At 67.4% G+C, this 11,781-nt stretch carries 11 protein-coding genes; 7 read left to right on the top strand and 4 right to left on the bottom strand.

Going from position 1 to position 11,781, the window contains the following annotated elements; all coding sequences use genetic code 11:
• Nucleotides 1-433: 433 nt before the first annotated feature.
• The 4 genes from QP457_RS18000 to QP457_RS17985 all read left to right on the top strand — a co-directional run bounded on the left by QP457_RS18000 (nucleotide 434) and on the right by QP457_RS17985 (nucleotide 3,692).
• On the top strand, nucleotides 434-631 hold the full coding sequence (locus QP457_RS18000) for a zinc-finger domain-containing protein (RefSeq protein WP_025874129.1): 198 nt from the start codon (nucleotides 434-436) through the stop codon (nucleotides 629-631).
• A 15-nt stretch (nucleotides 632-646) separates the two neighbouring features.
• On the top strand, nucleotides 647-1,762 hold the full coding sequence (locus QP457_RS17995; RefSeq protein WP_100553506.1) for a glycosyltransferase: 1,116 nt from the start codon (nucleotides 647-649) through the stop codon (nucleotides 1,760-1,762).
• Nucleotides 1,743-3,074 (top strand): O-antigen ligase family protein, encoded by a 1,332-nt coding sequence (locus QP457_RS17990; protein ID WP_205406188.1) that lies wholly within the window; start codon nucleotides 1,743-1,745, stop codon nucleotides 3,072-3,074. The genes QP457_RS17995 and QP457_RS17990 overlap by 20 nt, the downstream gene beginning before the upstream one ends.
• A gap of 168 nt (nucleotides 3,075-3,242) precedes the next feature.
• Nucleotides 3,243-3,692: a transposase gene (locus tag QP457_RS17985; RefSeq protein ID WP_205406187.1), complete on the top strand. Its 450-nt coding sequence runs from the start codon at nucleotides 3,243-3,245 to the stop codon at nucleotides 3,690-3,692.
• Nucleotides 3,693-3,759: 67 nt separating this feature from the next.
• Here QP457_RS17985 and QP457_RS17980 read toward each other — a convergent pair whose 3' ends face one another.
• Nucleotides 3,760-4,677, bottom strand: coding sequence for an LpxL/LpxP family Kdo(2)-lipid IV(A) lauroyl/palmitoleoyl acyltransferase (locus tag QP457_RS17980; protein ID WP_089236760.1), 918 nt, complete (start codon nucleotides 4,675-4,677; stop codon nucleotides 3,760-3,762).
• Between the two features lie 60 nt (nucleotides 4,678-4,737).
• Here QP457_RS17980 and waaA point away from each other — a divergent pair, with 60 nt between their 5' ends.
• Both waaA and QP457_RS17970 read left to right on the top strand, forming a co-directional pair.
• Nucleotides 4,738-6,036: a lipid IV(A) 3-deoxy-D-manno-octulosonic acid transferase gene (gene waaA / locus QP457_RS17975; RefSeq protein ID WP_100553503.1), complete on the top strand. Its 1,299-nt coding sequence runs from the start codon at nucleotides 4,738-4,740 to the stop codon at nucleotides 6,034-6,036.
• 236 nt (nucleotides 6,037-6,272) lie between these two features.
• Nucleotides 6,273-7,595: an amino acid transporter gene (locus tag QP457_RS17970; protein ID WP_240196693.1), complete on the top strand. Its 1,323-nt coding sequence runs from the start codon at nucleotides 6,273-6,275 to the stop codon at nucleotides 7,593-7,595.
• Between the two features lie 83 nt (nucleotides 7,596-7,678).
• On the opposite strand, the gene QP457_RS17965 is transcribed toward QP457_RS17970, so the two are convergent.
• The 3 genes from QP457_RS17965 to QP457_RS17955 form a co-directional block, all read right to left on the bottom strand.
• Nucleotides 7,679-9,037, bottom strand: coding sequence for a TolC family outer membrane protein (locus tag QP457_RS17965; protein WP_180165937.1), 1,359 nt, complete (start codon nucleotides 9,035-9,037; stop codon nucleotides 7,679-7,681).
• Nucleotides 9,038-9,053: 16 nt separating this feature from the next.
• Nucleotides 9,054-9,701: a protein-L-isoaspartate O-methyltransferase gene (locus QP457_RS17960; protein ID WP_032975442.1), complete on the bottom strand. Its 648-nt coding sequence runs from the start codon at nucleotides 9,699-9,701 to the stop codon at nucleotides 9,054-9,056.
• Nucleotides 9,702-9,837: 136 nt separating this feature from the next.
• Nucleotides 9,838-10,518 (bottom strand): TetR/AcrR family transcriptional regulator, encoded by a 681-nt coding sequence (locus QP457_RS17955; RefSeq protein WP_100553500.1) that lies wholly within the window; start codon nucleotides 10,516-10,518, stop codon nucleotides 9,838-9,840.
• 123 nt (nucleotides 10,519-10,641) lie between these two features.
• Between QP457_RS17955 and QP457_RS17950 the strand changes: the two genes are divergently transcribed.
• The gene (locus QP457_RS17950; protein ID WP_100553499.1) at nucleotides 10,642-11,778 is read left to right on the top strand and encodes an efflux RND transporter periplasmic adaptor subunit; all 1,137 of its coding nucleotides are present in this window, start codon (nucleotides 10,642-10,644) and stop codon (nucleotides 11,776-11,778) included.
• The last annotated feature ends 3 nt before the right edge of the window (nucleotides 11,779-11,781 follow it).

The following is an 11,781-nucleotide window of genomic DNA, read 5'->3' as shown; positions in this document are numbered from 1 at the left end:
GGGTCTCCCGGTAGGGCAGGCGGCAGGCAGAACCCGCATCGGCGAACACCACGGACAGCATCGCCCCGCCCGCCACGGGGCAGTCGGGAGGCGATGCAGGTCCGGTGGGGGGCGGGCCATGCGATCGGGTCAGGAATGGATCGGACCCGATGCTGCAACAGCCGGCGGGGCCCTGACAAGTGCCATTTAGTTCGATCCAAATGCGGGAAATTCGGACGAAGACCGGTTCTGCACGGAACTGGCTGGTGCGCTTGGGGATTTCCTGCCGCCGTGGCTCGGCGCCGTCGCCGGGGAGCGGGCAGGGCGGTTGCATGGCGGGACCAGGGCGTGGGGTAAAGCTGGCCGCCGCGCGCAGCGGCCACGCCGCGCACGGTGTTTGCCGGGCCCAGATGCTAGAATCGCAGGCCTCGCAATCCGTTCATCGACATTCGCCATGAGCCATACCGCCACCGCGCCCGCCAACGCTGAAAAGCGCTACACCGTGCACCGCAGCGATCTGCCGCTGAGCTGCCCGACTCCGGAAATGGCGCTGTGGAACTCGCATCCGCGGGTGTACCTGCCCATCGAAGACGAACCCAACGGGCAAGCGCAGTGTGCTTACTGCGGTGCCGTGTTCGTGCTGGCCGACTAAGCGGCCGCCCCCTCGATGCGCCGATTGACCGTGGTGCAGTTGCTGCCGGCGCTGCACTCCGGTGGCGTCGAGCGCTCGACCCTTGAAATCGCCGCGGCCCTGGTCGCTGCCGGCCATCGCGCGCTGGTGGTGTCGGCCGGCGGTCGCCTGGTGCAGCCGCTGCTCGACAGCGGTGCCGAGCATCTGACCCTGGATATCGGCCGCAAGTCGCTGCTGACGCTGCGCCATCTGCCCACGCTGCGTCGCTTGTTCACCGAAGTGGGCGCCGACATTGTCCACGCCCGTTCGCGCCTGCCGGCGTGGCTGGGGCTGTATGCGATCCGTGCGATGCAGCCGGCGCAGCGCCCGCATTGGGTCACTACCGTGCATGGGCTGAATTCGCCCGGCCGCTACAGCGCGGTGATGACCAGCGGCGAACGCGTGATCTGTGTATCCAACAGCGTGCGCGACTACGTGCACACGCATTACCCCACGGTGGCCCGCGACAGGCTGCAGGTGATCCCGCGTGGGGTGGATGTCAGCCAGTTCCCGCGTGTGGCACGCGCCGATCGACGGCCCCGGCTGGCGCTGGCGGCGGACTATCCCTGGCTGGCCCAGGTCGATGGACCGCTGTTGCTGCTGCCCGGTCGCGGCACCCGGCTGAAAGGCCACGCCCACGCGCTGCAGTTGCTGGCCGATGTCCGTGCAGCGGGCGTGCCGGCGCAGCTGTGGATGCTGGGCACCGACGAGCCTGGCCGCGAAGCCTATGTGGCAGAGCTGCGCAGGCAGGCAGATATGCTTGGCGTGACCGGGGCCGTGCACATCAGCACGCCGACCGCGCGCATCGCCCAGGCGTACGCGGCCAGCGATCTGGTACTGCAGCTGTCTGACAAGCCGGAGGCCTTCGGTCGCACCGTGGTCGAAGCGTTGTCGGTCGGCAGGCCAGTGCTGGGTTGGAACCATGGTGGGGTCGGCGAACTGCTGCAGCAGCTGCAGCCCAGTGGTGCCGTGCCGCTGGGCAATGCGCAGCTGCTGGGTGAACGTGCGCTGGCCCTGCTGGCCCAGCCGCCATCGCTGCCGGGCCGTATCCCGTTTACCCTGCAGGCCATGCAGCGCGATACCCTCCGCCTTTATGCCGACCTCGCTGGCTGACGCCACGCCGCCCCTGCGCGACGAGCGCGCTGGCCGCTGGGCACCCTGGTGGGTGCTGGCCTACGTCGCGTTGTGGCCGCTGCCAGGCATCGCCGAAACGGTGCTGGGCCTGGGAGCGTTGTACGCCGCGGCACGCATGGTCATCCGCCGGGTGCAGCATCGACCGCATCTGCTGAACCCGGCAGCGTGGGCGCTGACTTCGATTCTTTTCCTTGGCTACTGGTTGCCGCAGGCGTTCTCGGCGTTCGATGCCGTCGACCCGTCGGCGTCTTGGACCAAAGCGGCGGCCGGGCTGCGCTACCTGCCCTTCATGTGGCTGGTGGCGATCGCCGTGGCCACCCCGCAGCGGCGGCGCTTGACCCTGGGTGGACTGGCGGTGATCACCGGGCTGTGGACGCTCGATGCGCTGGTGCAGGCACTGGCAGGCACCAGCCCCTGGTTCTGGTCGCTGCAGCAGCTCAAGCTGGCCATCAGCGGCCACGCGTTGTGCCCGGCCGATGAAGCCGCGCTGGCTGATCGTCTCAGCGGGGCGCTTGGGCCATGCAACCTGAAATTCGGCCAGGTGCTGGCCAGCCTTTCGCCGTTCCTGTTGTTGCCGGTGGCGCGCCGTTTCGGCAATGCGGGCTGGTTGCTGGCCGCTGCTGCGGTGGGCGTGGTGCTGTTGCTGGCCGGCTCCCGTGCCTCATGGATCACCTTCGGCCTGGTGGTTGTCTACAGCGGCGTGCGCCAACTGGGGTGGAAGCGGTTGGGCCTGCTCGCGCTGGTGGGGGTTCTCTCGGCGGGCGTACTGACGGCCAGCGTGCCGCAGCTGCGGGAGCGTGTGGCGCGCACGGCAATGGCCTGGGGCGGTGGCGAGGACGGGGTCGAACAGGCACTGTCCGGTCGTACCCGCATCTGGAGCGCGGCGGCCTGCATGATCGAAGCGCATCCGATCAATGGTGTCGGTGCACGTGGCTTCCGCGATGCCTATCCCCATTGCGTTGCGGATGAAGGGCCGGCGGTGTGGGGCACGATGCCGGCGCTGCACGCCCACCAGATCGTGCTGGAAATCCTTGCCGAAACCGGTGTGCTGGGTCTGTTGCTGTGGCTGGCGGCGGTGGCGCAGGCATGGCGTGCATGGCGCTTCGCCCCGGCAGCGGCGCGCGAGCGTGCACGGCCGGCGATGCTGGCATTGGCGGTTACCGTGTTCCCGCTCAATACCCACCTGGCGTTCTATTCCGCGTTCTGGGGCGGCCTGACCGTGCTGCTGGCCGCGCTGTTCGTCGGCACGTTGCTGGCGCGCGAACCGGACGATCTGCCGCGCGCCGCGTAGCGCCGTATCCACGCATGGCGTGGATCTACCGGAGATACCGATCAGTAGATCCACGCCATGCGTGGATGGGCTTTCCCATGAACATTGGCCGTCGTCGCGGCTTTTCCCGACCTGCCGCGAGGTGGTCCGCCAATGCACGCAGGGTCGCGCAACCCGCAGTCTGTGCCCATGGCAAGCTCCAGACTCCGTTACGGTCGCTATTCCCGATCCGGCAACGTGTACTCACTGACCACGGCGACCCACGGCCGTGCGCCCTTGTTTGCCGATGCCGCCAACGTGGCGGTCCTGGTCGATACCCTGCGTTTCATCGAACGCAATGGTTTCAGCCACAGCCTCGCCTGGGTGGTGATGCCCGACCACCTGCACTGGTTGATGGAACTGCAGAAGGGAACGCCGGCCCAGTGCATGGCCGTGCTCAAATCACGCAGCAGTCGGCTGCTGAACCGGCAACTGGGACGGAAAGGACCGCTGTGGCAGCACGGCTACCACGACCATGCGCTACGCACCGATGAATCCCTTCATGAAAAGGCGATGTACCTCCTGGCCAATCCGGTGCGGGCTGGACTGGCCGGCGAGTTGGGGGAATACCCCCACGCCTGGTGTCGTTGGCCGTTGTAGATTCCGGCATCGGAACGGAGAGCATCCACGCATGGCGTGGATGGGGCGTTCCCGACCGCCCGTCATATCACTTGTAGAAATCGCTCCGCCCACCGGGCTGGCGCTTGAAGCGGCGGTGGATCCACAGGTACTGGTCCGGTGCCTCGCGCACCATCTGTTCGATGGCCTGGTTCACCCGAGCGGTATCGGCTTCGACATCTTCGCTGGGGAAGTTCTCCAGCGGTGCACCGATCTTCAGGAAGTACTTCCCGCCTTCGCGGCGATGGAAGTAGGGGATGACCGCGCAACCGGTCATCCGCGCCAGCTGGTGGGTTGCGGTGATGGTGGATGCGGTGTGGCCGAAGAACGGCACGAACACGGTGTCCTTGCCGCGCATGTCCTGGTCGGGTGCGTACCAGAGGAAGCCGCCCTTCTTCAGGTGGCGCACCGTCGCGCGGATGTCCTCGTTGGCGTACATCGCCTTGGCGTAGCGCAGGCGGCCGAACTTCACCGCCCACTCGTACACCGGGTTCTTGTGCTTGCGGTACATGCCGGACAGGTCGACGTGGTCGCACAGCAGGCGGCCGCACATCTCCAGGGTCATGAAGTGGCCCGAGACCAGCAGCACGCCGCGGCCTTCGGCCTGCATCTGCTTGAGGTGTTCCAGCCCTTCGATGTGCACCTGCGGGCGGATGCTGTCGATGCTGCCCCACCAGGAGCGCGCGCATTCGAAGATGCCCACGCCCAGTGCATCGAAGCTGTCGCGCACCAGGCGCTTGCGCCAGGCCTCGTCCTTCTCGGGGAAGCACAGCTTGAGGTTGACCTCGGCGGCATGGCGGCGGCTGCCGGCCAGGCGCCAGGCGATCGAGCCGACCCCGCGGCCGAGCGCGCGCTGCAGCATCCACGGCAGCCGGGCGATCCCGAAGGCAGTGAACATGACGGCAAACATCGGCCAGTTGCGTGGATCACGCAGCGACGGACGGACGGCGGTGGTGGCATCGGACATGCCGCCATTCTACCAACCCGGCCGCGTGTCTTTCCCGGGGGGCTCCCGTATCCTTGCCGCATGCGTAAAGACCCTGTCGAATGGATCCTGCGTGGCCTGTACTCGGCCGTGCTGTACCTCCTGCTGCCGATCACCGTGTACCACCTGGTCTGGCGCGGCTTCCGGGTCCGTGAATACTTCCGGCGCTGGGATGAACGCTATGCGTCCTATCCGCAGCCGAGCGGCCAGCCACGGGTCTGGCTGCATGCGGTCTCGGTGGGCGAGGTCAACGCCGCTGCACCGCTGGTCAATGCGCTGCGCGAGCAGCGGCCCGACATCCGCTGGGTCATCACCACCATCACCCCGACCGGCTCGGAACGGGTGCGTGCGCTGTGGGGCGATGCGCTCGACCACGTGTACCTGCCGTACGACGTGCCGGGCAGCGTCAACCGCTTCCTCGGCCACTTCCAGCCCAGCCTGGCGCTGATCCTGGAAACCGAGCTGTGGCCGAACATGCTGTTCGGCTGCCGCGACCGTCGCATTCCGGTCTACATCCTCAATGCACGCCTGTCGGCCCGATCGCTGCGTGGCTACCGGGTGCTGGCAGCACTGATCCGGCGTGCGCTGCGCACGGTCACCTGCGTGGCCGCACAATCGCAGGATGACGCCGCACGCTTCGTGCAGCTGGGCGCGGCGCCGGAACAGGTGCAGGCGCTGGGCAACCTGAAGTTCGACATCGCCACGCCGGACGTGCAGCCCTTCATCGAACAGTTCCATGCCCATGTACCGGCCACGCGCCCGGTATGGATCGCGGCCAGCACGCATGATGGCGAAGAGCAGGCGGTGATCGACCTGCACCGCCGTCTGCGCCAGCAGCATCCGGACCTGCTGCTGCTGTGGGCGCCGCGGCATCCCGAGCGCTTCCCAAAGGTGGAAGCGCTGGCCCGCGAGCAGGGCTGGAGCGTGGCGACGCGGCGCGCACAGCAGTGGCCAGGGGCCGGCAGCGATGTCTTCGTCATCGACACGCTGGGTGAACTGATGCCGTTCTACGGCTGCGCCCAGGTTGCCTTCGTCGGTGGCAGCCTGCAGGCCATCGGCGGCCACAACCTGCTGGAGCCTGCGGCAATGGGCACTGCAGCGGTGACCGGCCCGCACCTGCACAACTTCGCCGAGATCTCGCGGCGCATGCGTGAAGCCGGCGCACTGCTGATCGGCGAGGACGCGCAGGCGGTGGGCGATCTGCTGCTGCACCTGCTCGACGACGCGCAGGCGCGCGAGGACATGGCCCGCGCCGGTTGCACACTGGTCAGCAATGGGCGCGGCGCGCTGCAGCGGACCCTGCAGTTGGTGGCTCCGCACCTGCCGCCACCGCTGGCCTGAGACCCTGCCAGTCGCCATCAGGGGTCTCAAGGCAAACCCGGCCTTGGCTCTGTCGTGATCGCCTGCATCAAGCCTGCTTGATGGCGTTGAAAGTGTCGTAGCCGGACCGCTCCCACCGCTCGCGGCGTGCAGGCTGTCACATCATCGTGGCTACGGTGCTGATTCCGATTCCGCCTACCGCGTCAGGCTGCCAGCCTGTTGTCGACCACGCTTGGGCGACATCAAGGGAGCTTTGAATGATTGGCGACAACGGAAGCGCGCAGCAGCCCAGCGAGAAGACCGGGGGGCTGGGCACCGACCATCTGCTGGTGGTGGCGCTGACCCTGCTGTTGGGGGGCAGCGTTGTCGCCCTGGTCGGCCAGCACACGGCGGCGCAGGCGGGGCCCGCCATTGTTCTCAGTCTGTTGCTGGCGGCTCTGGGTGCGGTGCCGATGCTGTATTGCCTTCGTATGGCAATGCGGCGTCTACCGAATCCTTCAGGTCTGCATGCTCTGCTGCGTGCCGCCTGGGGCAAGCTGTTCGCGGATGTACTGGTGATCGCCCTGCTGCTGGAACTGACGGCGACCACCGCAGGCCTGGCGCAATCGATGGCGCGCCATCTGTATGCAGCCGCTGAGGTCATCGATGCGGCTCCCGCGCAATGGGTGACATTGCCGCTGGCGGCTTCGATCATGGTGTTGCTGCTGGGGGCCGCCACTGCAGTGCTGCGGACGCCGCGCGTGCTGCTGTTGGCCAGTGCACTGCTGACAGTGAAGCTGGGCGTTGGCCTGCTGCTGTTGTTGCTGGCAGCACGCCATGTGCACTACGCGAATTGGATTCCATGGCTGCCATCGGCTACCGCGCCCTATCGCTTCGGGCTGGGCGGCGTGCTTGCAGCTGGCGTGGCATTGCTCGGTGTGCTGCTCGGTGCAGGCTTGCTGGCAGGGTTTGCCGGCGGGGTGCCGCACCCTCGTTCGCAGGTTTCCAGAGCCGCCGGCGCGGCAGTGCTGATGGCGATGCTGTGGCTGATGGTATTGGCTGCGCTGCAGTCCGGCCTGGTCGAATTTTCTGCGCTGGCCAGCACGCGACCGCTGTCGGTGGCATTGCAGGGTGTGCCGCAGCTGCAATGGTTGCTGCCACTGTTGCCGTTGGCGGGCGGCGCGGGGCTGGCGGCACTGCAGTTGGTATCGCTGCTGTTGGCCGCGCGGTTGGGGGTGGAGGTCTGGCCGCCGGAACCCGGCGACGTGCGCACCGATGCGCATCTGCGGGTGACGATTGCGCTGACCATGCTGGCGGCGACGTTGGCGTTGTCGATGCCGGAGGGCTGGCTTCCACAGCTGCCGGGGCCTGCCGGCCTGCTGGTACTGGCCGCCGTATGCCTCGGCGTTGCCCGCAGCCAATGGCTGGCGCGGGCGGCGGCTGGCGAACGGCGGTTCATCCCGATGCTGCTCGCACCTGTAGCGACCGCACTGTGTCTGTTGCCGGCAGTCATGTCCCGCTTGTTCGTACCGGTGCTGATGGTGCTGGCGGTCGTGCTGGCAGGCGCCCTGATACGTCGACATGCGGGGCGTTCGCGCTAGCACCATTCGCGGCGGCAGCCATCTGCAATCAATAAAAAAGCCACCCTCACGGGTGGCTTTTCGATCAGACCGGTGCCGCCGACTCAGTTCGTCGTCGTGGACGGGTTGCCCGCGTCCTGGGTCAGCAGACGGTTGATGTCCTGCAGTTCGGCGACATCCAGACCACCCACGGCCTGGCTCAGCAGCAGGCGGTTCTGCAGGAAGTTGTAGCGGGCCTGCGCGTAATCCAGCTGTGCGGAGAACAGGATGCGCTGGTTCTGGATCACGTCCAGCACCGTGCGGGTACCCACTTCCAGGCCGACCTGCGAAGCGTCGTAGGCGCTCTGTGCGGAAACCACGGCCAGACGGCGGGCTTCCACTTCGCTGATGCCCTGTACCAGGGTCTGGTAGGCATTGCGCGTGTTGCGGTCCAGCGCGCGCTTCTGCTGCTCGAAACCATCCTGGGCGATATCACGCTGGGCCAGGGCCTGGCGCACGCCGGACTGGGTGGCGCCGCCAGAGAAGATCGGCACGCTCAGGGTCAGGCCGATGCTGTTGGTGCGTGCATCGGGTGAGAGCGAACCGGCGCCGACGCTGTCGCCCCAGGTCGCGCTCTTGCCCCAGCTGCCGCCCAGCGACAGGGTCGGATAGTGGCCACCACGGGCTGCCTGCACGCCGGCTTCGGCGGCACCGACCTTCAGCTCCTGCGCCTTCAGCGCCGGGTTCTGCGTGGTCGCCTGCTGCACCAGCTGGTCCAGGTTGCCGCGGTTGGCCGGCACTTCCGGACGGAAATCGGCCGGCAGGCCCTTCAGGTTCATCACCGGCTGGCCGGTCAGTTCGGTCAGGGCCTGGTAGTTGTCGGCCAGGGTGTTCTGCGCAACGATCGTGTTGGCGCGCGCCTGGTCGTACTGGGCGCGTGCTTCGTGCACGTCGGTGATCGGCGCCAGGCCCACTTCCAGGCGCTTGTCGGCGAAGTCGAACTGCTTCTTCGCGGCTGCTTCGTTGGTCTGTGCGGCGTTCAGCGATTCGATCGCCACCAGCACGTTGAAGTAGGCCGCCGAGGTGCGGACGATCAGATTGTCGTTGGCCGAGTCGAGGGTGAAATCCGCCGCCTTGCTCAGCTCGCGCTGCGAACGCAGGTTGTTGATCTGCGTCCAGTTGAACAGCGTCTGGGTGCCATCGACCGTGTAGTTACGGCTTTTGCTGGTGAACGAGCCGGAGTTGGCGTCGGCATTCGGCTCGCTGCGCGAACGGTTCAACTGGGCCCGGCCATTGATCTGCGGCAGCAGGGCAGCGCGCGCCTGCACGGCGCCTTCCTTGTCGTACAGCCGGGTGGATTCGGCGGCGGACAGCTGCGGGTCGCCATTGCGCGCCATTTCATAGACCTGCAGCAGGTCGGCGGCATGGGCGGACAACGGCAGCAGGGCAGTGGCCAGCGCAACAGCGAGGGATCGGCGGATCATTGCGGCTTCCTTGGACTCAGAGGTGGAACTGGGGGGCCGGGGCGGCACCACGCAGGTAATCGATATCGGTCTCGAACAGCGACTCGGTGCTGCCATCGGCCTTCACCAACAGCGCTTCCATGGCCGGCGAACGGCCCTGGATGACATACAGACGACCACCCGGACGCAACCACGAAGCGAACTGTGACGGCACCACGTCAACGGCGCCAGTGACACAGATCACGTCGAAGCGGCGTTCGGTCTGCCAGGCCAGGCCATCGGCCACTTCCACGCGCACGTTGGTGCCCAGGCCGGTGGCATCCAGGCGGGCGCGCGCAGCGGCGGCCAGTTCCGGATCGATTTCCAGGCTCAGCACGTCGCGCGCGAGTGCGCCGATGCAGGCCGACAGGAAACCGCTGCCGGTGCCGATTTCCAGCACTTCGTCACCCGGCTGCAGATCCAGTGCCTGCAGGGTACGGCCCTCGATGACCGGCTTCATCATCTTCTGGCCGTTGCCGATCGGCAGTTCGACATCGGCATAGGCCAGCGCCCGGTGCGCGTCGGCGACGAAGGCCTCGCGCGGCAGGCGGGCCAGGACGTCGAGCACCTTGATGTCCAGCACGTCCCAGGGACGGATCTGCTGTTCCACCATCAGTTCGCGGGCGTGGGCGTAATCAATCGTCATGAGGTTCAAATCCAGCGCAGTGGGCCGGCCATTTTACCGGTGCCGGAGGCCGGCGGCGCGCCCAGAGCATCTGCTGCGGGGTGGCCGGGGTCGCAGTGCCGGAAGTCATCGCGACCTCCGGTTCGTTCAGTTTTGGTTATCCAGCGGTTCCGGCCTCTCGCGGGGCGTAGGCGCGCAGGAAGAAATCCACGCTGGCGGCCACGTGGAGCGCAGCATCGGTCTCGACGGGTGACAGTGGCATGCCGCACATCATATGCATGTGCACTTCGCCCTTCACCAGGGTCAGGAACTGCTGGCCGGCGATGTAGCAGTCGGGGATGTCCAGTTCACCGCGCTCGGCACGCAAGCGCATGAAGTCGGCCAGCGCCTCGCAGGTGCGTTGCGGGCCGGCCTGCCAGAACAGTTCGCGCAGGCGCTCGTCGGTCTCCGGGGCCATCATCACCCGCTGGATCGACAGGGCCGCGTCGGAGGTGATCATCTCGAAGAACGCCATGCCGATGCCCAGCAACTGGTCGCGCAGGGGGCCTTCGACGTCGGCCACGAACAGCGCGTCGGGCAGCATCTCGATGCACTTGGACTGCACAGCTTCGGAGAACAGGGTCTCTTTGTCGCCGAAATGGCTGTATACGGTCAGCTTCGAGACGCCGGCCTGGGCCGCGATGCTGTCCATGCTCACGCCGCTGTAGCCCTGTTCGATGAACAGTGTCTTGGCTGCCTCGAGTATCGCCGCGCGCTTACCCAGGTCCTTGGGGCGCCCGGGACCGGCAGCCTTGGCAGCGGGCTTGGCCGACGGCTTTCGGGAAGTGGGAGAACTCATCCCGCTAATACTAGACCAAGCGGTTCGATATTTATACTATACCGGCTGGTTCACTAATGTCCGCGTTGCAACAGTATGTTGCCGGCGCGTTCCCCCCGGATTTCTTTTCAGGTCCTGTACCTCATGAAAAACATGCGTTGGTTGGGCGTAGGCGTACTGGTCGTGGTGTTGGCAGCGTGCGGCAAGCAGGCTGCCGAGCCGGTGGCGGCCATCCCGGTGCTGGTGGTGCATCCCACCACGCAGGATGGGCAAGCCGCGGCCGCCTACCCCGGCGAGGTGCGTGCCCGCCAGGAAAGTCCCCTGTCGTTCCGGGTTGGCGGCAATCTGGTCAAGCGTCACGTCGACGCCGGCGAGCGGGTGAAGAAGGGCCAGCTGCTGGCCGAGCTGGATGCGGCCGACTACGCCTCGCAGGCGGCGGCGTCGCAGGCGCAGCTGGCGGCGGCGGAAGCAGACCTGGTGCGCGCCCGCGATGACCAGAAGCGCTACGCCAAGCTGGCCGAAGACCAGCTGGTGAGCCGCTCGGCACTGGACCAGCAGACGGCGGCGTTCAAGGCCGCACAAGGCCAGGCCAATGCCGCCCGGGCCAATCTTGCCGTGGCTCGCAACCAGGCCGAGTACGCGCAGCTGCGCGCGCCCGCCGATGGCGTGATCGCCAGCCGCCAGGCCGAAGCCGGGCAGGTCGTGAGCGCGGGGCAGACGGTGTTCACCCTGGCCGCCGACGGTGGCCGTGAGGTGCTGATCGCGCTGCCGGAAAGCAACATCCGCGACTACAAGGTCGGCCAGTCGGTACAGGTGGAACTGTGGAACCGCCCGGGCCAGCTGCTGCCGGGCACCCTGCGCGAGATCGCACCGGCCGCCGATGCACAGGCCCGCACCTATGCCACCCGGGTCAGCCTGGCGCCGGAAGCGCTGAGCGAAGTGGAACTGGGCCAGAGTGCGCGGGTGTTCGCCACCGCCGGGCGCAGCGGTGCGTTGCAGCTGCCGCTGGCGGCCGTACTGCGCGGCAGTGATGGCAAGGCCAGCGTGTGGGTGGTCAATCCGTCCAATGGTGCGCTGAAGGCAACTCCCGTGCAGGTCGGTGCCTATGGCGCGCAGGCCGTGCCGGTCGTGTCCGGCGTGGGCGCGGCGGACTGGGTGGTCGCTGCCGGCGGACATCTGCTGCGCGAAGGGCAGGTGGTGACGCCGGTCGATCGCCAGAACCGCCCGGTGCTGGCACCGTCGGCCGCCACGCCGGCGCCGGCCGCAGGCAAGGGGCACTGACCC

It is taken from the genome of Stenotrophomonas sp. As-7 (genome assembly GCF_030291015.1).
GTDB lineage: Bacteria > Pseudomonadota > Gammaproteobacteria > Xanthomonadales > Xanthomonadaceae > Stenotrophomonas > Stenotrophomonas lactitubi.
Note: the sequence above shows the minus strand (reverse complement) of the source record. Positions and strands in the feature narration are given on the sequence as shown.